Origin of the sequence: Zobellia sp. OII3 (assembly GCF_002211465.1) — a bacterium.
Lineage (GTDB): Bacteria > Bacteroidota > Bacteroidia > Flavobacteriales > Flavobacteriaceae > Zobellia > Zobellia galactanivorans.
In genome coordinates this window covers 73295-98464 of record NZ_MWRZ01000010.1, presented here as the reverse complement: position 1 = coordinate 98464, position 25170 = coordinate 73295, and the positions used below count along the sequence as shown (strand labels likewise).

The 25170-nt window shown below is 44.0% G+C and carries 16 protein-coding genes; all 16 read left to right on the top strand.

Annotated features, from left to right (window positions below; genetic code table 11):
* Window positions 1-755 precede the first annotated feature (755 nt).
* The 16 genes from B4Q04_RS19585 (at window position 756) to B4Q04_RS19510 (ending at window position 25151) form a co-directional block, all read left to right on the top strand.
* Complete coding sequence (locus B4Q04_RS19585) at window positions 756-1955, top strand: glycoside hydrolase family 88 protein (RefSeq protein ID WP_088697790.1); 1200 nt, start codon at window positions 756-758, stop codon at window positions 1953-1955.
* Window positions 1956-2065: 110 nt separating this feature from the next.
* Window positions 2066-2929, top strand: a complete 864-nt coding sequence (locus B4Q04_RS19580) for an alpha/beta hydrolase (protein WP_088697789.1) — start codon at window positions 2066-2068, stop codon at window positions 2927-2929.
* 4 nt (window positions 2930-2933) lie between these two features.
* Entirely contained in the window at window positions 2934-4412 is a 1479-nt protein-coding gene (locus tag B4Q04_RS19575; RefSeq protein ID WP_088697788.1) for a sulfatase-like hydrolase/transferase, read from the top strand.
* Window positions 4413-4501: 89 nt separating this feature from the next.
* Window positions 4502-6019 carry a sulfatase gene (locus tag B4Q04_RS19570; RefSeq protein WP_236631055.1) on the top strand — a complete coding sequence of 506 codons (1518 nt, stop codon included), beginning with the start codon at window positions 4502-4504 and terminating at the stop codon, window positions 6017-6019.
* A 47-nt stretch (window positions 6020-6066) separates the two neighbouring features.
* The gene (locus B4Q04_RS19565; RefSeq protein WP_201723423.1) at window positions 6067-8886 is read left to right on the top strand and encodes a heparinase II/III family protein; all 2820 of its coding nucleotides are present in this window, start codon (window positions 6067-6069) and stop codon (window positions 8884-8886) included.
* A 15-nt stretch (window positions 8887-8901) separates the two neighbouring features.
* A complete protein-coding gene (locus B4Q04_RS19560) occupies window positions 8902-11274 on the top strand; it encodes a PDZ domain-containing protein (protein WP_088697787.1) in 2373 nt (790 codons plus the stop codon).
* Window positions 11275-11290: 16 nt separating this feature from the next.
* Complete coding sequence (locus tag B4Q04_RS19555; protein WP_088697786.1) at window positions 11291-13270, top strand: alpha-L-fucosidase; 1980 nt, start codon at window positions 11291-11293, stop codon at window positions 13268-13270.
* A gap of 291 nt (window positions 13271-13561) precedes the next feature.
* Window positions 13562-15868 carry a heparinase II/III family protein gene (locus tag B4Q04_RS19550; RefSeq protein ID WP_013994780.1) on the top strand — a complete coding sequence of 769 codons (2307 nt, stop codon included), beginning with the start codon at window positions 13562-13564 and terminating at the stop codon, window positions 15866-15868.
* A 1-nt stretch (window position 15869) separates the two neighbouring features.
* Window positions 15870-17540, top strand: coding sequence for an FAD-dependent oxidoreductase (locus B4Q04_RS19545; RefSeq protein ID WP_088697785.1), 1671 nt, complete (start codon window positions 15870-15872; stop codon window positions 17538-17540).
* Window position 17541: 1 nt separating this feature from the next.
* Window positions 17542-18267, top strand: coding sequence for an SGNH/GDSL hydrolase family protein (locus B4Q04_RS19540; protein WP_161496090.1), 726 nt, complete (start codon window positions 17542-17544; stop codon window positions 18265-18267).
* A gap of 6 nt (window positions 18268-18273) precedes the next feature.
* Window positions 18274-20106 carry an arylsulfatase gene (locus B4Q04_RS19535; protein ID WP_088697783.1) on the top strand — a complete coding sequence of 611 codons (1833 nt, stop codon included), beginning with the start codon at window positions 18274-18276 and terminating at the stop codon, window positions 20104-20106.
* Window positions 20107-20221: 115 nt separating this feature from the next.
* Window positions 20222-20980 carry a DUF6250 domain-containing protein gene (locus tag B4Q04_RS19530; RefSeq protein WP_158499742.1) on the top strand — a complete coding sequence of 253 codons (759 nt, stop codon included), beginning with the start codon at window positions 20222-20224 and terminating at the stop codon, window positions 20978-20980.
* Window positions 20977-22185 carry a DUF4861 domain-containing protein gene (locus B4Q04_RS19525; protein ID WP_236631054.1) on the top strand — a complete coding sequence of 403 codons (1209 nt, stop codon included), beginning with the start codon at window positions 20977-20979 and terminating at the stop codon, window positions 22183-22185. The genes B4Q04_RS19530 and B4Q04_RS19525 overlap by 4 nt, the downstream gene beginning before the upstream one ends.
* Before the next feature lie 5 nt (window positions 22186-22190).
* The gene (locus tag B4Q04_RS19520) at window positions 22191-23504 is read left to right on the top strand and encodes a sugar porter family MFS transporter (protein WP_013994786.1); all 1314 of its coding nucleotides are present in this window, start codon (window positions 22191-22193) and stop codon (window positions 23502-23504) included.
* A 19-nt stretch (window positions 23505-23523) separates the two neighbouring features.
* A complete protein-coding gene (gene kduI, locus B4Q04_RS19515; protein WP_088697782.1) occupies window positions 23524-24354 on the top strand; it encodes a 5-dehydro-4-deoxy-D-glucuronate isomerase in 831 nt (276 codons plus the stop codon).
* A gap of 32 nt (window positions 24355-24386) precedes the next feature.
* Window positions 24387-25151, top strand: a complete 765-nt coding sequence (locus B4Q04_RS19510) for an SDR family NAD(P)-dependent oxidoreductase (protein WP_173427292.1) — start codon at window positions 24387-24389, stop codon at window positions 25149-25151.
* Window positions 25152-25170 lie beyond the last annotated feature (19 nt).

Sequence of the window (25170 nt, the reverse complement as noted above, 5' to 3'; positions counted from 1 at the left end):
AAAGTGTTATTTAATAGTTTTTGTTGAATTAGTTTTTTGAATTCATATCGTTGAACATGTATCCATAAAAATTGTTAAGCCAATGTTAAAAATAATTGAAGGTAGGGGCGATAAATTATCATTCATAGATGATAAACTATTGTTCATTTTCAGTTATACAGGCCTAAAATTGTGGTATTCGTAAAAAAAAGAGACCTGAGAAACGAAAATATAAGGCTTGGGTACAGAGGGGATTTTAAGGATGTTCCTTGGCCAAAACCCATAGGTCTTTCTGTGGAAAAAATAAATGATTCACTAAGGGAATGTCATAAGGTGAATGAGACAGGGCGTTTTGAAGTACCATAAACAGGGCGTTAAGGGAAAATGAAGGCCTTTGTTGGGGTAGGAAGGAAGCAAATCGCGAGTCCCATAACATTGAATTTCCCGCAAAAAAGGACCCCTATTTTAAGGGGCGATAACCGTCTATTTTTTATAGGGCACTACATCTTCTGCAAAAGGAAAGAAAAATCCTTCCGAACGGACGAAGAGGGGGCGTACCCGCCCTTGGCGGGGGCAAAAGGCTATTATTTTATAGCTTATGAATCATAATTTATGAGTCTTTATCTGCATTCTAGGTAAAATTGTATGGAACAAAAAACCACGTTAAGACACGGCCATAGCGCACCGTATTTTGTGGGTCGCAGAACCGGTTTTTTGTTTTGAATTAATCAAACAATTTTAATGATATCCTATTAAGGTATCGAAAAACACTTCAGATGAGAGTCAGGCTACAGCTAATTTTATTCGCTTCGTTTTTAATGTTTTCATGTGCTTCACAAAAGAAAGAAACGGTTCAATTTTCTCCGGAAAAAATACTTGATGAAAATGTCAAGAAAATCAAGGACGTACAGAAAACGGTAAAGAGTGTCGATCAATTTCCCAGAAATATTCCTAAAGGACAGACCCAATGGGAGACGGTAGGGCCCCGTGATTGGTGTAGCGGATTTTGGCCGGGGGTTTTATGGTATGCCTATGAACATTCCCAAGATTCTGGTTTAAAGACCAGCGCCATGAAATCTACGGAGGCCCTAAGGCAAATAGCCTATAGCCCCGCAGAAAACCACGATATCGGGTTTATGTTGTACTGTAGCTACGGCAACGGCTATCGGTTGACCGGGAACGAAGACTACAAAGAAGTGTTATTGGCCGCAGCAGATACCTTGGCTACGCTGTATAATCCAAATGTAGGTAGTATTTTGTCTTGGCCTATAAAGAAAGATGAATATAAGCACAATACCATTGTAGATAATATGATGAATTTGGAGCTGCTTTTTTGGGCGGCGAAGAATGGTGGTAGCCAACATTTGTATAATCTTTCCGAAAGTCATGCAAAGGTTACCATGGATAATTTGGTAAGAGATGACGCTTCTATGTTTCATTTGGGTTCTTTTGACGATGAAACGGGTGAGTTTTTAAAGGGAATGACCCACCAAGGCTATGCCGACGATTCGATGTGGGCCAGGGGGCAGACCTGGGGCATATATGGTTTCGCCATAGCCTATAGGGAAACGGGTAATAAGGACTTTTTAAATACCGCTATTCGACTCACGGATCACTTTTTGGAACGCTTGCCCGAAGATGGTATCCCGTACTGGGATTTTGACGACCCCAAGATCCCGAATGCACCCAAGGATGCATCTGCCGCGGCAATTGCAGCATGCGGCATGCTTGAACTTTCTGAATTGGTAGAAGAAAAGGACCAAAAGAAAAAATATATACAGGCTGCTAAAGACCTAACCGAAAAGTTGTCGTCCGACACCTATTTAAGTGGGGATACAAATCAAGCACTTCTACTGCATTCCACAGGTCATCATCCCCGCAATTCAGAAATTGATATGCCCATTGTGTATGCCGATTACTATTATATGGAAGCTTTGTTGCGTCTGAAGAAATTGGGGCTTTCTATAAAACAATAAAAACCTCTCGAAGGGCCACGCTATTGGCGATTTTTACGAACCATCGATATAAGGTACTTTTTCTACCTTATATTGGAGAACCGAATAGTTTTAATAAAAGCATAGAAAAGATGAAGGGAAAGGTTTTAATAGTTTTAGCGTTGTTTTTTGCATTGGAGTTCCATGCCCAAAAAGAAAATAGTGCAGGGTTTGTTCCTCCTAAGGAGATGGTTTATAAAATTGTGGATGGCGACACGCTAAAGATGCAATTTCTATATCCCGAAAAAATCAAGCAAAAAAAAGCATACCCTGCGATAGTATTCTTTTTTGGAGGGGGATGGAATGGCGGTACCATTACGCAATTTGAAGACCAGGCCAAATACTTTGCCTCTAGGGGTATGATCGGGGTTTTGGTCGATTATCGCGTAAAATCAAGGCACGGAACCACACCCTTTGAAGCGGTCAGCGATGCAAAATCGGCTATGAGGTTCGTAAGGGCCAATGCCCATAAATTCCATATAGACCCGAATAAAATAGTCGCCTCCGGAGGTTCTGCCGGTGGGCATTTGGCGGCCGCCACGGCAACCCTTGATGGATTGGACGAAGCTACCGACGACCTTTCCATAAGCGCAAAACCCAATGCCTTGGTGCTTTACAATCCCGTGATCGATAATGGTCCGGAGGGATTTGAGTACAAACGAATGGGAGGGCGGCACATGGAAATCTCCCCAATGCACAATATTAAAGGGGGAACCCCTCCTACGATTATTTTTTTAGGAACAAAGGATGCCCTGATACCGGTAGCTACCATAGAAAAATATAAGACGAAAATGGAGGCGGTAGGAAGCCGCTGCGATATCTTTTTGTACAAAGACCAAACCCATGGATTTTTTAATAAGCCCAGAAGTAATGGCGAATTTTATGTCAAAACGACCCGTGAGGCCGATATATTTTTGAAATCCATTGGCTACCTAAAAGGAAAACCGAAAATTTAATCCCATGGAAGAGAGACGTATTGGCGCTATAAAAATACTTGTTGCACTCTTAGGCTGTGGACTTTTAATTTCCTGTAAAACAACCAAAGAAGAAGGTCATGCGAAGAAATTGGAACAGCCGAATATCATTGTACTTTTATGCGATGACCTAGGGTATGGCGACCTCTCTTCCTACGGCCATCCCTTGATAGAAACCCCTAATTTAGACGCATTGGCGGAGTCAGGTATCAAACTGACCAGCTTTTATTCGACCGCTCCCGTTTGCTCGCCTTCGAGAATCGGACTTTTAACCGGGAGAAGTCCCAATAGGGCCGGGTTGTACGATTTTATTGTTGGGGGAAATACCCCAAGGGAAGACCTGAAGGATGTGGTGCATTTAAGGGCCGAAGAGGAAACTATTCCGGCCTTGCTCAAAGAGGTCGGATACAGTACCTGTTTGGTGGGGAAATGGCACGGTAGCTCACTGTTTAACTCTGAAAAACAACCACAACCGGACCACTTCGGTTTCGAACATTGGTTCGCGACCCATAACAATGCCTCACCTACACATAAAAACCCTAAGAATTTTGTACGTAATGGTTCCAAGGTTGGCCCCTTAGAGGGCTATAGTAGCCAACTGATCGTAGACGAGGCCATAGATTGGCTCGATAAAAAGGAGGGTAACAGTCCATTCTTTCTTGAGGTAGCTTTTCATGAGCCACATGAGCCCATAGCTTCCCCGGAAACTCTGGTCAAGAAATATCTCGCGTTTACGGATATTAAGGAGGAAGCCGAGTTTTTTGCCAATGTTGAAAATGTAGATATTGCCGTGGGGCGTTTGATGGCCTACTTAAAAGAAAAGGGATTGGATAAAAATACCTTGGTCGTTTTTACTTCGGATAATGGGCCTGAGACCTTAAATAGGTATCCCAAGGCCAAACGTTCTTTTGGTTCCCCAGGCGATTTAAGGGGAATGAAGTTATGGACCAACGAAGCGGGTTTTAGGGTGCCTTGTATCATCAACTGGTTAGGAAAGGATACGTATAACGGTACTACGGATGCGGTCATATCGGCCTTGGATTTCTTGCCTACTTTTTCTGAATTGGCAGGGGCAGGCTTACCTCAAAAGGAATTGGACGGACAATCAATTGCCTCCTTTCTAAAAACGGGTACTATCGAGCGCCAAAAACCACTGGTGTGGAGTTTTTACAATGCCCTTAACGAACATGTGGTGGCCATGCGTAAGGGCGATTGGAAAATAATGGCCCGACTCAAAACGGAAGAGGGCTACCTGCCAAAGATTCTTAATATCCATAGCGGAAATGAAGCCTTGGTAAAAAAGGCGAAGCTCTCAGATTTTGTCTTGTACCATTTAAAGGAAGATATTGGGGAAAGTCAAGAAGTGTCGAAAAAGCATCCTGAACTTTTCGAACGGATGAAAACGGAACTGGTTCAAGAATACGAAGAGCTGCTGGACGATAGCCATATTTGGGCCCGTAATTAAGGATACGAAGGCTCTAAATCAATAGAAGGAAAACGGGCGAACGTCCGTATAGGACATATAAAACTTACTGACCAAAAAATAGAGTAGATATGAAAAATAAGTTTTTTGTTTTCGCAATTACCATGTTGCTGTTTGCCCCCAATCCTAGTTTCGGATTTCAACAGCCACAAAAGAAAAAAAACAACCTGAACCTAAAGAAACTCAAGGGCCACGCAAAGCGCAATGTCATTTTTATCTTGACCGATGACCACCGCTACGATTTTATGGGCTTTACGGGAAAGGTGCCTTGGTTGAAGACTCCTAATATGGATAAGATGGCGGCGGAAGGTGCACATATGAAAAATGCCTTTGTAACTACGTCTTTATGTTCGCCAAGTAGGGCCAGTATCCTAACGGGAGAATATTCACATGTGCATACCATAGTGGATAATGTGGCGCCCAACCCGGGAAACCTGACCTTCTTCCCTGAATACCTTCAAAAAGCAGGATATCAAACCTCCTTTTTTGGAAAATGGCATATGGGGGATCACAATGATAGTCCGAGACCCGGTTTTGACCATTGGGAAAGTTTTGCGGGGCAGGGAGATTACTACGCGCCCAACCTTAACATCAACGGAAAGAACATACAGTACGATAAAGACACCTATGTGACCGATCTATTGACCGAACACGCGGTCGATTGGTTGGATAAAAGGGATGTAGATAAACCCTTTTTTATGTACCTCTCGCACAAGGCCGTACACGCCATGTTTAAGCCGGCCAAACGCCATGAGGGCATGTACGCGGGTAAAAAAATAGAAAAACCCGACTCTTACACCCAAACCATCGGTAGTGCCTATAAAAAGTTGAACTGGCCGGAATGGGTGAAAAAGCAACGCGATAGCTGGCATGGTGTAGATTATATGTACCACGGTAGGGCCGATGGCACTTTTGATGACTTGGTACAGCGCTATTGCGAAACCTTAATGGGGGTTGATGAAAGCGTGGGTACGGTCATGGATTGGCTAAAGACCAATGGCCTCGATGAATCTACCATGGTCATTTATATGGGGGATAACGGATTTAGTTGGGGGGAACACGGCCTGATAGACAAGCGACATTTTTACGAAGAATCGGTTAAGGTGCCTATGTTGGTACGTTGTCCTGAAATTTTTGAAGGAGGACAGACCATAGAGCGCATGGTTCAGAACGTAGATATAGCCCCAACTATTTTAGAGTGTGCCGGTCTTGAAAAACCCGATCATATGCCGGGTAAATCATTTGTTCAATTGCTTAAAGGAGACGAAAACAACTGGCGCGACAAAATATTCTATGAGTATTATTTTGAATACGATTTCCCCATGACGCCGACGGTTTTTGGCGTTCGTACGGATAAGTACAAATACATACGTTACAATGGCATTTGGGATACGAACGAGCTTTACGATATAGAAAACGATCCCAATGAAATCGTCAACCTTATCGATAAACCCGAATTACAACCCATGATAAAGGAGTTTGCCAATAGCCTCTACGACTGGTTGGAAGATAGCGACGGTATGCAAATCCCTTTGAAAAGGAATGTCTACCACAGAATAGGGGATTACGAACACCCGAATCAGTATTAAGGGGATAGAACAACCACAAAGGAATAGGTTTAAGGTATAGCATGCGAATGAATCTTAGAAAGGCGATGAAGCAAGTAAAAGGAAAAAAAATGTGGTTTGCCATTTGTATGGTATGGGTTTCGGTTATGGCCATGGCACAAAGCACGGCGCATCCAAGAATTTACGTAACCGATCAAGAAAGAGCGGTTTTTGTAAAATCTTTGGAAAGTGTTGAATGGAAGAAGGAACTGGTCAATACGAAGAAGGAGCGATTGGCAAAGTATATTTCCTATTGGGAAAAGGATCCCGAATGGTTGGTTTCACGGCTTCAAATGAACTGGAACACCAAACATGATAAGGTCTTTTTAAAAGGCGGTGATTTTTCACATTCCAAAGGAAAGGCTCCCGTTCCCACGGTGAGGTATTCGGGTACACGTGATTGGGCAACGGATTACGAGCGTCCGAAATTGGAAGAGGTGCAACCCTACTTCGACGACCCTCGGGGCCTGTATCTAAGGCATAAGGAAAGCGGAAAAATGGAATGGGTACACCCTTCCCGATCAGGCTTTGCCATCGATAAGATCAACGAACAGATCATGGAACTCGTGGCGGATGCCGCTTTTTTGCACTGGCTTACCGGTGAACAAAAATATGCCGATTTTGCCGCCCCCGTTTTCTTTACCTATATGGAGGGAATGTACTATAGGGATGCGCCCATAGATCTTGAAAAATCGGAACAGGCCAACATTTCGGGCCTCGCCACTTTTGAAGTCATTCACGAAGGCATTGTGGTCTCCTTGGTAACCATCTACGATTTTCTCTACAATTACTTTAAGGCGAATAAAAAAGACCTCCATACTTCGGTGGCCGTATTCCAAAAATGGGGCGACCAGATTATCAAGAAGGGAATTCCCGATAATAACTGGAACCTATTCCAAGCCAGGTTTCTTACCTACATCGGTTTGGTGCTAGAGGGAAATCAAAATTACAAGAACGGAAAGGGACAGGAGTATTTTTTAGACCATACTTTCAATATATCTACGGATCGGCAAATTGCCATCAAGGAAAGCTTGTTGGTTTATGACCAAGAAAATGCCATGTGGCCCGAGTGCGCCTCGTATTCGGTTCATGTAATCACTACCTTTTTACGCATATTCACTTTATTGGACCATGCTACCAATGCCAATGAGTTTGCCAATTTCCCTATTGTGGAAAGGGCGGCCTTGGCTTCTTTTCAGTATTTGTTTCCGAGTGGGTATACCGTTGGCTTTGGCGATTCCCACCATAAAATGCTTCCCCCGGAAAACTTTGAACTTTTGGTGGCCAACTATAGAAAGTACGGTCAAGTGGAAAAGGAGAAATTGATATCGGGACTCCTATCGCAAATGGTAAATGAGGGGGTATATGACCGAAGGGCGAAAGATTTCTTTGAACTGTTTTTCTATACGGATCATTTGATCGAGAACCATTCCAAGGAAGATGTAAACACCGATAAGCTCGTGTCGCCCACCTTTTATGCGCCTAATGTAAGTATGCTCAACCAGCGCATGGGAAAGGGAGAAAATGCGGTAATGGCGTCTATAGTTGGGTCTTTTGGTAACCATGCCCACGCCAATGGCATTTCATTGGAGTTGTATGCGAACAATTACGTTTTGGGTACCGATATGGGGCGCGGACCGAGTTATTGGCATGATGACCATAGGAATTTTTATTCCCGTTTTCCGGCCCATAACACCGTAGTGGTCGATGGTCAATCGGATTATGCGGCCATGCGTACCTATTTTCCTTTTAAGCTGGAGAATGTGTTTCCGAAATCAGGGGAAAGACCTTCTTTTGATAAAGTAACTTTTTCGAACGTGTCCTTTGTTGAACCTAAGACGGTTTCCGACCAGCAACGCTTTACGGCGGTAATTGCTTCCAACACTAAAAAACCATATGTAATCGATGTATTTCGCTCTAAAAAACAAAAGGGAGGAAGGCAGAAGCACGAATATATCTATCATAACCTAGGGCAATCGTTAGAGCTTTTTGACGTAAAAAATACCCCCTTAAAAACAATGCCTACAGATGAACTATCTTCTAGCAAAGGGGATTTAAAGGGCTATGATTATTTTACGGATAAGACGAAAACGATCAATTCTGGGGATATTCGAGCCATTTTTACCCTAAAAAGCAGTGAAAGTCCCGATAATTTCATGAAACTATGGGTCAAGGGAAGTGAAAACCAAACTTTGTATAAGATCAATTCGCCAAAATCGAATGCCCTTAGTGAGGGTACCGCTCCTAAAGAGGTTCTTGAAAAACCCATACCGACCTTAATCTTGAAAAGGGACGAAGCGGTTTGGGAGCATCCCTTCGCGGTAATTTTCAATCCGTTTATGGAAGGGGAGACCAACCCCATAGCAAATGTGTCTTTTTCGTCTGTGCCCGAGTACCCGAACACGCAGATTATCGATGTGTTGTTAAACGATAAAACCACCTTGGATCGGACAGTGTTAAATGCCTCGGAAAGCGATGTGGTTTCTAAAGACGGTTTCTATCAAAAAGGATTCTTGTCCATTTTACGGACGACCCATAACGAGGCCGATATCGAATTCATGTTTTTGTCGGGAATGGAAAAGTTTGAATCGCATGGCTGGGATATCGTTTCATCGGGAAGCCCATTTTCCTTTACACTGGAAAAGGCTCCAAATGGGTATGCCGTTAGCAATGATAAGCCCATAACCATCAACATGCCCCTGCCAAAGGAGGGAAGTCAACCTGAAATACACTTGTTCGAAGATGGCAAGCTCGTAGCGAGCAGAAAGGGAACCACCAATAGGAATAACTCGGGCCAAGTCGTGTTTAAGCTTTCCAAAAGCTACGACAAGGTTTTGATTACATATTAAACAGATCAAAAAAACATGCAAAAACTCAATAAAATACTATTTCTAGTCGGCTTTATAGCTCTTCTTTTTTCGTGTACTCAAGAAGAGAAACCCATAGAGATTTATGTTTCCCAAACTGGGGAAAATGAAAAGGGCGATGGCCTCAGTTATACGACCGTAGCGGAAGCGGTTCAAAAAACATCGGAATTAAAAGAAAATAGCCCAGAAGCCCATATAATTATAAATATTCTCCCCGGAACCTATTACTTGTCGGAATCGATTACCATACCTCCTTCATTGAGTAATTTGACCATTAAGGGTACGAGTGCGTCGGAAGTGACTTTAAAAGGGGCGGCGCCCATACAATGGGATTGGCAGAAATATAAAGACCATATGTATGTAGCCGATGTGGGGCAAGTCTCAAGTTTCGACCAATTTATGGTCAATGGGAAACCACAGGTTCTGGCCCGATATCCCAATTACGATGAAGCCGCACAGTATTGGCAGGGTTTTGCCGAAGATGCCTTGTCCAAAGAACGTGTGGCATCATGGAAGAACCCGGTTGGAACCTATTTTCACGCCTTACATGGTGGTAGATGGGGCGGTTTCCATTTTCGAATTACAGGTATTGACGGCGACGGGAACCCGGTTTTTGAAGGCGGACATCAAAACAATAGGGCCTCTAAACCGCACAAAGTATTCCGAATGGTAGAGAATGTCTTTGAGGAATTGGATAGCCCGGGAGAATGGTACCTGAATACAGAAGAAAACAAGCTCTACTACTGGCCTTTGGACGATATGGATTTGAATACGGCCCAATTTGAGGTTTCCGTACTAAAAAATTTAATTCAGCTTACGGGTACCTTAGAGAACCCGGTAAGGAATGTGACCATAGAAGGGGTGAAGTTTGAGAATTCGCAACGCACCTTTATGGACGGATATGAGCCTCTCTTAAGAAGCGATTGGACGATATACCGAGGCGGCGCCGTTTTCTTGGAGGGAACGGAGAATTGCAAGGTGACCAATAACGAATTCACGAACCTTGGCGGTAATGTAATCTTGGCAAGTAAGTATAATAAAAACCTTGAGATCAAGGGAAATCACATTCATGATTCGGGGGCCAGTGCCATATCCTTTATAGGCGATCCGTCGGCAGTACGTTCACCATCCTTTAATTATAAAGAGTTTGTTCCGGTAAGCGAAATGGATACCGTGTCGGGTCCTAAAAACGAACTTTTTCCAAGGGAATGCTTGGTAGAGGATAACCTCATTTACAGAATAGGAAGAATAGAAAAGCAAACGGCTGGCGTTCAAATTTCCATGGCTATGGATATTACCGTTCGGCACAATAGCATATACGATGTGCCCAGGGCGGGCATCAATATTGGTGACGGTACTTGGGGCGGACATATTTTGGAATATAACGATGTGTTCAATACCGTATTGGAAACCAGTGACCATGGGTCTTTCAATTCGTGGGGGAGAGATAGGTTTTGGCACCCCAAAAGAGCGGTGATGGACAGTTTGACCGATGCGAACCCCAATATGTGGAAATGGGATGCCGTGCATACCACCATCATCCGTAATAACCGCTTTCGTTGTGACCACGGTTGGGATATTGATTTAGACGACGGATCCTCTAACTATCACATTTACAACAACCTGCTATTGAACAACGGCCTCAAACTGCGGGAGGGCTTCCACAGGATAGCCGAGAACAATATCATGGTCAACAATTCGCTGCATCCCCATGTATGGTTTAAAAACAGCCAAGATGTATTCCGGCACAACATTGTCCAAAAGGCCTATCAAGATATAAGGCTAGACGGTTGGGGAAAGGAATTGGACTATAATTTGTTCCCTAATGAAGTAAGTATGATGAAATCTAGACTGTATGATAGGGACTTGAACAGTGCTTATGGAGACCCCTTGTTCAAGGATCCCGCACACCTTGACTTTTCCGTTCTAGAAAATTCGCCTGCTTTCAAAATCGGATTTAAAAATTTCCCGATGGACAAATTTGGCGTGCAAAAGGCCGAGTTGAAAGCGCTTGCCAAAACACCTGAAGTACCGGAGCTAAAAAATGAATCAGAGAAAGGAACGGAAACGGCACCGGTTATGACCTGGTTGCGGAACAAGTTGAAAAACGTCTCCTCAAAAGAAGAGCAGTCGGCCTACGGTCTTAACACGGCCGAAGGTGTCATCGTTTTAAATGTTTGGGAGCAAAGTCCGGCCGTACTGAACAAGGGCCTAAAAGCGGGGGATGTAATCGTACAGGCCAATGGGAAAAGGCTAAAAGGAATAAGGGACTTCATCAATGTCGTTATGGAAACGAAGACCCAAGAAAAATTAGACATTACCGTAGTTAGAAATCAATCGGAAATACAATTATCTATTAGAACCAAGTAACCTTAATCAAGAGAAAATGAAAGTAATAGTAAAATCAATTTTGTTCGCATTTGTTGCGATATTGACTTTGGGAAAGGGCCTGGCCCAAGATAAGGAAGTAAAAAAACTGTCTGATGATGAACGTATGGCCTGGTGGCGCGATGCCAAATTTGGAATGTTCATCCATTGGGGCGTCTATTCCATTCCCGGAGGGGAAAGAAACGGAGAAATCTGTGGAGGGGGTGCCGAATGGATTATGGACAAGTTAGATTATACCATTGAGGAGTACGAAAAATTACCTCCTGTATTCGACCCCGTTAAGTTCGATGCCGATGAATGGGTTGCTATGGCCAAGGATGCCGGAATGAAGTATATCGTAATCACTTCAAAACACCATGATGGTTTTGGTCTGTGGGACTCTAAGGTGTCAGATTATGATATCATGGATTCGTCACCTTTTAAGCGAGACGTGATCAAGGAGTTGTCGGATGCCTGTAAAAAGCAGGATATCGTTTTCTGTTTCTATCACTCCATCGTAGACTGGCATCATCCTCAGGCGCAGGGCAATTTATTCCCTAATTATAATGCAGGTCAAAAAGACCAAACTGTTGTGAACCCTGAATTTCCCGAATACTTTAAGAATTACCTAAAACCCCAGGTAAAAGAGCTGTTGACCAATTACGGCGATATAGGCGTGGTTTGGTTCGACGGCGATTGGATCGCCGATTACACCACCGAAATGGGGAAGGAAATGTACGACTTCATCCGCGAGATCCAACCGAATACCATTATCAACAATAGGGTAGACAAGGGCCGTATGGGAATGGAAGGTATGGACCGCGAAGGGAATTTTGCAGGTGATTTCGGTACGCCCGAACAAGAGATACCGGCTACGGGCATCGATTCCGACTGGGAGTCTTGTATGACCATGAACGGGTCGTGGGGCTATAAACCTTCCGATAAAAACTGGAAAAGCAGTAAAAAGTTGATTCAGAACTTGGTAGATATCGTATCGAAAGGCGGTAATTTTCTTTTGAACATAGGTCCTGACGGACTTGGCCAGTTTCCACCGGAAAGTGTAGAAAGATTAAAGGAAATTGGCGATTGGACCGATGTCAACGGTGAGGCCATTTACGGAAGCAGTGCCAGTCCTTACGACCGTCCTGAATGGGGGCGGTATACTATTAAGGATGATATTCTTTATGCCCATGTTTTTGATTGGCCGAAAGATGGACAATTGGTAATCAATAGGGATATCCAATTACAAAGGGCCTCCTTATTGGCCGACGGTACTAAACTGAAAGCGGGGCTCACCGATAAAGGCTTGACGATCCAGCTTCCGAAAACGGCACCTGATGCTGCCGTCAGCGTGATTAAAATGACCTTGTTGACTAAGGACGATTGGGCGAACTTTGGAAAATATAGGGCGGACAACGAGCAGTTACAAGCCCCTTCTAAAAAGGAAAATCGCGTAGTTTTTATGGGGAATAGCATTACCGAAGGCTGGGGAAAGCACCATGCCGAATTTTTTACCGAAAACCCCTCGTATATCAATCGCGGTATTAGTGGGCAGACAACTACTCAAATGCTATTGCGTTTCAGGCCTGACGTTATCGATTTAAAACCCAAGGCGGTCGTTATTTTGGCCGGTACCAATGATATTGCCGGTAACCGTGGGCCCATCAGCAACGATATGATCGCAAAGAATATCTTTTCAATGGCAGAGCTCGCCAAGGCCAATGGTATAAAGGTTGTGTTGGCCTCGGCATTACCGGCCAATAGCTATTCTTGGAGCCCCTCGATCGCACCCGCCGACCAGATTATCGAACTTAACAAAAGGATCAAGGCCTATGCCGATAAGAACAAGATCGTATACCTTGATTATTACACGCCTATGGTAGATGGTGAAAAAGGCTTGAAAAGCGAGTACGGTAGGGATAGCGTACATCCGAACCTTGAAGGGTACAAGGTTATGGAACCCTTGGTAAAAGAAGCGATCAAAAAAGCCTTAAAATGAAAATAAGATAAGGGCGGAATGATGTTGGTCAAGGAAAGATACATACGACTTCATGGGGATAATGATGGTTTAAAATACATTCGAACACTGTGAAGTAGAAGTAAATTTTTTTTTTGAATCTGATGCCTTATCGCCCGATATACGGTCAATGGGCTATAATTTATAGAGCCTGAATACTATATTATATTATAAATAGCCAAGAACCGATAACATTGTAATGTGATTGGTTCTTGGTTTTTTTAGCCGGAATAGGCCGATCATTGAGTTTTGACCAATTGTGAAAATGAAACGATGAAAAGAACACTTCTATATATTTTTCTTGCTTTGGTGTTTGTAGGGAAGGCCCAAGAAAGAAACTACCTTCTACATACCGATGCCAATATAAAACAACTGAAAAACCAGATTTCCCGTAACGAAGCGGTTCGTAAGAGTTGGGATGCACAATACAAAAAAGCCGAAAAACTCCTAAAAAAAGACAAATTGAAGGCTGCCGATTGCCAATTGTTGGGGCTGGCCTACCGCATGACGGGTAAACCGAAATTTGCTGAAGCCATAAAGGCGATTTTAATCGATTACACAAAAAGGGATACTTGGGAAAGTAAAACGCTTTTGAGTCGGACCCCAAAATGGAAGGGGGGGCTGAAGACCTCACATACGAGTTTCTATATTGCCATTGGATACGATTGTATTTATAACTATTTGACGGAAAACGAAAGACAGGAAATCGCGGAAGATTTTGTTAAGGTGGGAATAACGCCTGCCCGAGAAGACTGGCTGCTTCCTAATACCGACTTTCATACCTTCGATACCATGGGCCATAACTGGTGGAGTGCCTGTGTGTACATGGCCGGTTTTAGTTCCTTGGCGATCAGAAACGAAATTCCCGAAGCCCAAAAATGGGTCGATGAAATTGCGGATACCGCCAAAGAATGGATAGATTACTCCGGTAGCGTACTTCAAAACAAGCCTCCTACTTTTGATCAAGATGGCGGGTTTTACGAAAGTATCAACTATGCCTCCTATGGGGTCTCGCAATATTTATTGTTTCGCTATGCCTTTCAATCGGCCTTGCCCGAGGTCAAGCAGGTAGAGCTGCCTATTCTGGATAAAATAGGGGATTTCTTTATACAGACCAGTTATTATGTGAAAGACGATAAGGTCTTGTCGGTCAATTTCGGCGATTCGTTTATCAATAAAACGGGTAATAGCTGTGTAACCCTATTATGGCATTTAGGCTATACCGATGATAAATACGCTTGGTATATTGACAAGGTAAGCCAAGGGAGCGACAATGAAGGGATGCAATTGGAAACGCCCAATGGTCTATTGTTACACCCCGTGCTTCCTAAGTTGGCCGATGATTTCGTTCCCGACTTACCCACATCACATTTGTATAAGGATATGGGCTGGGCGACCCTTCGCAATTCTTGGGACGATAATGCCACCATGCTTGCGGTAAAGTCCGGTTTCACCTGGAACCATACCCATGCCGATGCGGGGTCTTATATTCTCTTCCACAAAGGAAAGAACTTGATAATCGATTCAGGAAATGCCTCTTATTTGAGTCCCCTTTATACCGAATACTACTGTCAGAGCGAAGCCCATAACGTGGTAATTTTCAATGGCGAAGGGCAAAATCGAAAGGATATATACTTTGGGGTGACAAACCAAGGTTCGCTCCATAATTTGATGGAAGGCGAGAATTTCAAATACCTTTTGGCCAATGCTACTGGACCGTACTCCCATATATTGTCTCGCAACTACAGAAATTTTGTTTGGGTAGGCGATGTTATTTTGGTCATAGACGACCTCTTGGCCCATAAGCCGGGTAAGTTTGAGTGGTTGCTGCACTACAACGGCGAATCAACGCTAAAAGGGGGTATCGATTTGACGATAAAGAAAGATGATGCCAAGGTTTTGGTTCGTCCACTTTTTCCAGAGACTTTTCCTCCAGGAGGTGAACGCCCTCATGATTTCCCCGAACATATGCTGCTGACGGAAAAAATGGGCTATGAAGACCATCACCCCGAACAGACCAAACCCTATTGGTCCATCAGTCATTTTGAGGAAACGGCGCGGACCAAATTTGTTTCCGCCATTATTTTGGAGGATGAGGAAAATAAAGGGAAGCTCCCTGTCATCGAACGCTTTGAAGGGACGGATTTTTTAGGCGTGTCCATCACCCAAGACGGCAAGACTACCCAAGTGTATTTGAACTTGTTGGCAGATGGAAGGCTAAAGCATAGGAACAGCGTGATTGATATGAATGGTTGGGAAACAGATGCTTATCTCACTATTTTGACTTTTAAGGAAGGGGCCGATGTGACCAATATTGAAAATATAGATGAACTCTTCATCGGCCACGGCAGCTACTTGAGAAGGGACGGGAAGGCCCTAATGCATTCCCACTCAAAATACACCGCATTGGTTGAGGATTTTAATTCAGGGAGTTTAAAAGTTGAATTTCAAGGACAGGCCAATACCACGCTCAGTATCCATGCTAAGAATGCAGGAACTTCCGTAGACATAGGTCAAAATGTGAAATCCCAAAGTTTCGACGAAAGCCTAAATATGATCCAACTAAAAATCACGGAATAAGATGATGAAAACCATGTCAATTCGCTTTATTTTATGCTTGTGTGTATGTATACTCCAGATAGGATGTACGTCACGGGAAAAATCAGAAAACTTAGATGCAGATGTGATTATCTACGGAGGTACATCGGCAGCGATTGCCTCGGCAGTCCAATTGGCCCGAATGGATAAGTCGGTATTGATTGTTTGTCCCGAAAAGCACATTGGGGGGCTGTCGGCTAGTGGCTTGGGCTTTACCGATTTGGGAAACAAAAGGGTGATTGGCGGTATTTCAAAAGAGTTCTACCAAGAAGTGTATAAGCACTATCAGAATGAGGAAGCCTGGAACTGGCAACCTAGAAGTGAATACGGCAATGAAGGACAAGGTACCACGGCCATTGATGATGAGTTTAAGACCATGTGGACTTTTGAGCCCCATGTAGCCGAACAGATTTTTGAAAAGTTTGTCAAAGACCATAATATTACCATCCTTCGCGATAAATGGCTAGACCGAGAAAACGGGGTTGAAGTAAAAGATGGTGAAATTGTTTCCATAACCATGTTGGATGGGGAAAGCTACAAAGGCAAGATCTTTGTAGATGCAACCTACGAGGGAGACCTTATGGCGGCGGCAGGGGTGAACTACCATGTGGGACGTGAGGCAAACAGTGTGTACAATGAGGAGTGGAACGGGGTTCAAAAAGGTATTTATCATCACAGCCATAATTTTCAACAACTAAATATTAGTCCTTATATAATTCCAGGCGATTCTACTAGTGGCTTGCTTCCGCGTATATCGGCGGAAGCCCCAGGGGAACAAGGCTCAGGGGATAAGCGCGTGCAGGCCTACAACTATAGATTGTGTACGACCAATGCGGAAGGGAATGTCGTGCCCTTTGAAAAACCTGAAAATTATGATCCTAAGGAATATGAGTTGTTGCGAAGGGTTTTTAAGGCGGGGCGTTATTCCATGTTTGGAGGGGGCAAAATCCCGAATATGAAACGAGATGTGAACAATGTAGGGCCGTTTAGTTCGGATAACATCGGTATGAACTACGAGTATCCTGAGGCTTCCTATGAAAAAAGAAAGGAAATCTTAGAAGAGCATATCAACTACCATAAAGGCTTGCTTTATTTCTGGGGACACGATGAAAGCGTACCTGAAAGGTTTAGAAAAAGTATAAGCAAATGGGGGCTGGCCAAAGACGAATTTGTTGATAATGGCCACTGGCCCTATCAAATTTATGTGCGAGAGGCTCGGCGTATGATCGGGGAGTTTGTGATGACCGATAATGAAATCTTGGGAAAAAGCGAAGTGCGAAAACCCATAGGTATGGGGTCGTACGCTATGGATTCGCACAATGTACAACGTTATGTTACCAAAGAAGGATATGTGCAGAACGAAGGTGATTTAGGGGTCGAGCCCGAAAAGCCTTATCAGATTCACTTGGGGACCATCCTCCCTAAAAGGAAGGAATGCAAAAACTTATTGGTCACTGCGGCGATTTCGTCTTCCCACATCGCTTTTGGTTCCATTCGTATGGAGCCCGTTTTTATGATTCTCGGGCAGAGCGCGGCTACCTTGGCAAGTATGGCCTTAGATAAAGATAGGGCCATTCATGATGTGCCGTATGGGGAACTTCGGAAAAAGCTATTGGCAGACGGACAGGTTTTGGAATATAATCCGGAAAACTAAAATGAAGCTCTTAAAGGTGAACATCGGGGTCATTTTTCTCTTCCTGCTAGCTGTAAATACGGCCCTAGCCCAAATCCGTAATGCCGGGGTGAGCGGAAATACGACCCTAGATCTATTGCAAAGATTGGATACGGATGTGTTGGAACATCGGCCCGATTTTGTTATCCTATTGGTTGGTACGAACGATATGCTCAATTCAAAGAAGATGATATCCTATGCATCTTATAAGAACAACCTATGGGAAATCGTAAAGCGGATCAAAGAGGTCGGGGCATCGGTGTTATTGATGTCACCGCCGCCGGTAGATTCGGTATACCTATTTCAAAGACACGACCGGCGCTTGTTCAAAGAAGCACCAAATGTAAAATTGGATACCGCCCGAAAAATAGTCGAAGGCGTAGCCCATGACAATGGAGTGGGCTATTTGGATCTTTATCAAGCTTTTGGCAAAATGAACTTGCCGGAACACAATAAAGACCTGTTTTTTAGAAATGAAGGGAACAGTGGGGCCAAAGATGGGGTGCATCCTACGGCCTTGGGGTATCGGTTTATTGCTGAATCCGTTTTTCATTTTCTCAAGGAGAACCAGTTCATCGGAGAAAATAAAAAGATTGTCTGTTTTGGGGATTCTATTACCTACGGATCGGGCGTAAAAAACGGGGGTACCGTTATTGGGGAAAACTACCCGGCGGTATTGGCCCAATTAATCGAAGAAAATTATAAATAATATTTTATGATATCAATTCGTAAAGAGGGGTATGGAAAATGGCTCAAGCACCTAGGCTTTGCCGTCCTCTTGTTCTGTACGGTTCATATGGGATATGGACAGAAAAGTAAAGAACGGCCCAACGTCATTCTTATTTTGGTAGATGACCAAGGATATGGCGATATTGCCGCCTTGGGAAATCCCTATATCAAAACTCCCCATATCGACGACCTGCATGCTAGAAGTACACGGTTCACCGACTATCACGTCAACCCGACCTGTGCCCCCACGCGAGCGGCCTTGTTGACCGGTCACCACGCGAATAGGGCAGGGGTCTGGCATACCATTAACGGTCGCTCCCTACTATTGGAAAGAGAGACTACCATGGCCCAAATATTTAAAGAGAATGGCTACGTAACTTCTATGTTCGGCAAATGGCATTTGGGCGATAATTATCCTTTTAGACCCCAAGATAAAGGCTTTGATGAGGTCTTAAGCCATGGTGGCGGCGGTATGGAGCAGACCATGGATTATTGGGACAACGACTATTTTGACGATATGTATGTCCATAACGGGGAACTGAAGAAATACGAAGGTTATTGTACCGATGTTTGGTTCAACGAGGCCATTAAGTATATCGAGGCGAATAAAAACAACCCCTTCTTTTGCTATTTGCCTACCAATGTCGCGCATTCGCCCTATTTTGTGGCCGATGAGTTTTCGGCACCTTACCAAGACAATGAAAACATTCCGCTCCCTGCCTTTTACGGTATGATCGCGAATATTGATAAGAACATCGGCAAGTTGATGGAGTACTTGAAAGCTTCCGATATTCTCGATAACACCATCATTATCTTTACAACCGATAATGGTACTGCCCAAGGGGCAAGGGTTGAAGGACATCGCTTGGATGGCTTCGTGAGCAAAGGGTACAACGCGGGTATGCGTGGTATTAAGGCGAGTAAGTATGAAGGCGGACATCGGGTTCCCTTGTTCTTACATTGGAAAAACGGGGGCATTACGGTAGGAAAGGATATTGACGAACTGACCGCCCATTATGATGTATTGCCCACCCTTGTAGAACTGTGCGGGCTGAAGACCAATGCCGATATCGAATTTGACGGACAAAGCCTTGTTCCCTTATTGAACGGAGACAATAGCCAGTTTAAAGACCGAATCGTCATTGCCAATTCACAGCGCACCGAAGTGCCGGAGCCGTGGCGAAGGACTTCCCTAATGCAGGGAAAATGGAGGCTGATCGATGGAGTGGAGCTGTATGATTTAAAAAAGGATCCAGAACAGCGTACGAATATTGCGGATAAACATCCTGAAAAAATAAAGGAATACAAACGGGCCTATGACGCTTGGTGGAACAATTTGGCGCCGGGTTATAAAGACCTGCCTCGAATATATGTAGGCCATGAAGCGGAAAACCCCGCTAAATTGTATTGTCACGATTGGCATACTACAGGTGATAGCCCGTGGCATCAGAGGCATATACGTACGGCTTATATCGATAACGGGTATTGGGCACTACATGTTCACGAAACGGGAAGCTATGAGGTAAAACTCCGTAGATGGCCCGAAGAGACCCAACTGCCCTTAAATGCAAAAGCCCCGATAAGACCGGCCATTTCGGGAACCAGTGTTAGTGAAAGTAAACCGAGTGTAGCCTTGAATATTGAAAAGGCAAGGTTGAAAGTCCAAGATTTCGATAAGACGGTAGATGTTGACCCTTCCGCAGAATATGTAAAGTTCACGGTACGCCTGACACAGGGCGAAGCGGAATTGCAAACCTGGTTTACATTAGATACTGGTGAGACCCTCGGAGCTTATTTTGTCAGTGTAGAAAAGTTGTAATGTACCCCTGATTATCTTTTCAACTTGTATCTTTAGTCGATTTTCGAATCGTATTGAAGCATTAAAAATGAGAAAAATAGGGAACGTAACATTTATGAAGAAGATACAAAAGTATATGAGTAGAAGAATAACGAAGAAAATACAATTGACCTTATTATTGGTTTTGTCAATTTCGATTAAGGCCATGGGCCAAGATGAGCGCGTTGTGATCAATGATACACTAAGCGCAAACGCCAGTTTGATTTTTTTGGATTCTTTTCAACTAGGGCTGGGAAACTGGCAAGTGGAGCAGATGCCGAAAGGAAGGGTCGAGCAAAAAAACGAAAAAATGGAAATCACCGATGTTTCCGGATGTACCGTTTGGCTCACCAAGAAGCTCGAAGGTCCGATTATGATTACCTATGATGCCTATGTTATCGATGAAGGCGGCCCGCAAGACCGCGTATCCGATTTAAACTGTTTTTGGATGGCAAAGGATATGGACAATCCTGAAGACCTTTTTGCCAATTCAGAAAATAGGGGCGGAAAGTTCTCTAATTACGATAGCCTCCGCTTGTATTACATGGGTGTTGGTGGACACGATAATTCAAAAACTCGTTTTCGGAGATATACAGGAAACGGGGAGCGTCCCTTGCTACCGGAACATGATTTGTCGGAAAAAAAATACCTGATAAAACCCAACAAGCTTACCCAGATCAAGATTGTTGCCTATAACGGAATTATTCAATATTACCGAGACGGGAAACGGATTATTGATTTCTATGACCCTAAGCCTTATACCTCGGGGCATTTTGGACTTAGAACGGTTAACAATCATATGACCATAGATAATTTTAAGGTCTTCAGTTTAGAAAATAAAAAAATAGAACAATGAAAATAAATCTAACCCATCCTTTAAACCTTACCTATCTAACAATTGTTTGTTTGATGGTATCTTGCGAACCTACGCCTAAGACCGAAACGATTTCGGTTATGGTTAAAAATGACCTTAACTTTTCCAGAAATGAAGTTGTGGGCGCAGACATTAACGACTTGGGCGCACTATTAAATAATAATAAGGAAGGTGATATCCGAGTAAAGAAAGTAGGCAATGAAGAATACCTCCGCACCCAATGGATCGATTATGACCAAGACGGCGCGAACGACGAACTACTTTTTCAGGCCGAGGTTCCGGCCAACGGGAGTTCGGAATTCATCATTCTAGTAGATAGCACTAAAACGGTACCCGAAAGCGATGTCATAGCCTATTCCCGTCTCGTACCAGAAAGAACCGACGACTATACATGGGAGAACGACAAAGTGGCCTTTAGGACCTACGGGCCTACGGGCGAAAAAGAGGCTTTGGAAGGCGTACCCGGCAGCACCCTTTCAAGCGGTATCGACCTTTGGTTAAAACGAACCGATAAGTCAATAATCAACAAGTGGTACAAGGCCCATTTGACCGAACCGGGCTACTACCATATAGACCATGGCGAAGGCTATGACCCTTATCACGTAGGCGCTAGCCGGGGTACCGGGGGTATCGGTATCTGGGAAAACGACAGCCTTCTTGTTTCCAATAATTTTACGGCTTCAAGAACATTGGCGGCAGGTCCTTTGCGTACGGTATTTGAATTGGATTACGCCCCGTGGAGTGCATACGGAGTAAAAGAGACCAAAAGGATAACCCTCGATTTGGGCTCCAATTTTTCCAAGTTCGATATACGTCTTTCTTCCGAAAGGGAAGTGCCCAATTATACCATAGGGATCACCTTGCACAAAAACAAGGGTGAAGGGGCGATATATAAGGAAGAAGGCTGGTTCCGTCATTGGGAAACCATCGATGGTTCAAAAGTGGGCGAAGGGGTCGTTATAGCTCCTGAAATAGTCAAAAATGCGATACTCCACAAGTCCGAAGTCACAGATCAAAGTAATCTGTTGATCATTACCGAACCTCAAGAGGAATTGAGCTACTATGCTGGTTTTGCATGGGAAAAAAGCGGACAGGTAGCTTCTGTGGAAGATTGGGAGGACCTCTTAAAAAAACAAGTGCAGATAATGGCAAGTCCACTATCCCTATCCATTGAACAACCTAAATAAACCCAATGAAAACCAAACTATTATTTACTTCATTTGTAGTCGCTTTGGCTGGATTTTTATTCGGCTTCGACACCGTGGTGATTTCTGGCGCCGACCAACAATTGCAAGCTTTGTGGGGAACCTCGGACCTCTTTCACGGAACCTTCATCATGTCAATGGCCTTATGGGGTACCGTATTGGGGGCTATTTTTGCATCTATCCCTTGTGATAAAATAGGGAGAAAGAATACCCTTTTATGGATAGGGGTATTATACTTTGTATCGGCCTTGGGTTCGGGTCTCGCAGATGATCCTTATTTGTTTTCCTTCTTCCGTTTTCTCGGGGGGCTAGGGGTAGGGGCATCGACCGTTGCCGCACCGACCTATGTATCTGAAATTGCACCGGCCAAAAGTCGTGGTAGATTGGTGGCCTTGTACCAGTTCAATATCGTCTTCGGTATTTTAATTGCTTTTGTCTCCAACTACCTGTTGAAGGATTTCGGTTCGGAACCTTGGCGTTGGATGATCGGTATAGAGGCCCTCCCTGCATTGGTCTATACGGTGGCCATGGTAGGCGTACCTAAAAGTCCACGATGGTTGTTAGAGAAAAAAAACGATTTGGAAGGGGCCAAAAGAATTCAATTGGAACTCACCGGAACCGAATTGGACGAGTTGGTCATCGCTCAATTGGAAGAGGAACAGACCGAGAAATCGGCCTTGTTTGTCAAAAAATACAAGTTTCCCCTAATGTTGGCCTTTTTGATTGCTTTCTTCAATCAATTGTCGGGAATCAATGCCTTTCTCTACTATGCCCCACGAATTTTCAGTTCTGCCGGCCTAGGGGAAAATACGGCCCTGCTGAGTAGTGTAGGTATCGGTGTTACCAATTTGGTGTTTACCCTATTAGGGCTTTACTTGATCGATAAAGTGGGACGTAAGGTGCTCATGTACATTGGTTCGGTAGGATATATTATTTCACTGACCATGGTAGGCTTGGCCTTTATTCTTGAGTGGGAGGGCCTAATGGTTCCTATTTTCCTGTTCCTGTTCATAGCATCACATGCTATTGGTCAAGGTGCGGTCATCTGGGTCTTTATCTCAGAGATATTCCCTACCAATTTAAGGGCGCAAGGCCAGTCCTTCGGTAGCTCCACCCATTGGGTATTGGCCGCATTGATCACGCTTTTTATGCCCATAGCCATGGGCGGTTTATCCAACCCGGGTCTAGTCTTCTTCTTTTTCAGCGGAATGATGGTACTGCAGTTGCTGTTCGTCATCTTTATGATGCCTGAAACCAAAGGAAAAACCTTGGAAGAACTTCAAAAAATGATAACAAAATAATTAAATCTAAAATTATAACATGGAAGTTAAGTACGCTGTGCATCCCGATGATGCCAAATTATACGACACACAGAGAATACGGAAAGAGTTTCATAGCTCTGACCTTATGGGCGAAGACGCCATAAAAATGATCTATACACATTATGATCGTTTTATCTATGGCACCGCCTTTCCAAAATCAAAAGGCCTTTCATTGCCAACTTACGACGAGTTGAAAGCCGATTATTTCTTAGAGCGAAGGGAATTGGGAATAATCAATGTTGGAGGCAAGGGTACCGTAACCGTAGATGGTGAAGTATTTGAACTTGCAAACCTCGAAGCCCTATACGTAGGCAAAGGCTCTAAAGAAGTTACTTTTGCCAGTGCGGATGGTTCCGACGCTGCAAAATTCTATTTGAATTCCGCTCCGGCGCATAAGGAATACCCCACTAAAAAAGCGACGCAATCCGATGCCAATATTGTAGAGTTGGGCGCTGTGGAAATCAGTAACGAGAGAACCTTGTACCAGTACATTCACGAAGACGGCATTCAAAGTTGCCAGTTGGTCATGGGGTATACCGAACTGAAAAAAGGTAGCGTTTGGAATACCTTTCCACCGCACACCCATGAGCGTAGGATGGAAGTCTATTTTTATTTTGATATTCCAGGAGACAATATTGTTATGCACTATATGGGACAGCCTCAAGAAACGCGGCACATTGCCATGAAAAACTATGAGGCCGTAGTATCCCCGCCATGGTCGATTCACTCGGGTTCAGGTACCAGTAACTACAGGTTTATCTGGGGAATGGCCGGTGAGAACAAGGCTTTTACCGATATGGACGGCGAACCGCTACAGGGCGTACTTTAAGATTTTAATAAATACTAGTAAGAAGGGATATGATATTGAATAAGTTCGATTTAAAAGGAAAAACGGCTTTAGTAACGGGTTGCAAACGCGGTATCGGTTTTGCCATGGCCGAGGCCTTGGCCGAAGCAGGTGCGGACATCATTGGCGTTTCCGCCACCTTAGAACTTTCAGGTTCGAAAATAGAGAAGCGGATCACCGAATTGAATAAAAGCTTTAAGGCCTACCAATGTGATTTTAGCGATCGAAAATCTTTGTACACTTTTATCGAAAAGGTAAAAAATGAAAATCCTACGATAGATATCTTGGTAAACAATGCGGGTACCATTTTAAGACAGCCGGCTGCCGAGCATACAGATGAGTATTGGGACAAGGTCATTGAAGTGAACCAAAATGCCCAGTTTATCCTGTCTAGGGAAATAGGCAAGGAAATGGTCAAGAGAGGAAGCGGGAAGATCATCTTTACAGCTTCTTTATTGACTTTCCAAGGAGGAATTACCGTACCGGGATACGCCGCTTCAAAAGGGGCTATTGGCCAATTGACCATGGCCTTGTCGAACGAATGGGCCTCCAAAGGGGTACAGGTAAATGCCATTGCTCCAGGATATATTTCTACGGACAATACAGAAGCCTTACGTAAAGATGCCGATAGAAGTGCCTCTATTTTACAACGGATACCAGCCGGAAGATGGGGCGAACCGGAAGATTTCAAAGGGCCGATCGTTTTCTTGGCCTCGGAAGCTTCAAATTATATGACGGGCACCGTAATGTTGGTTGACGGTGGCTGGATGGGTAGATAATAGAAGAACAATATTTTTT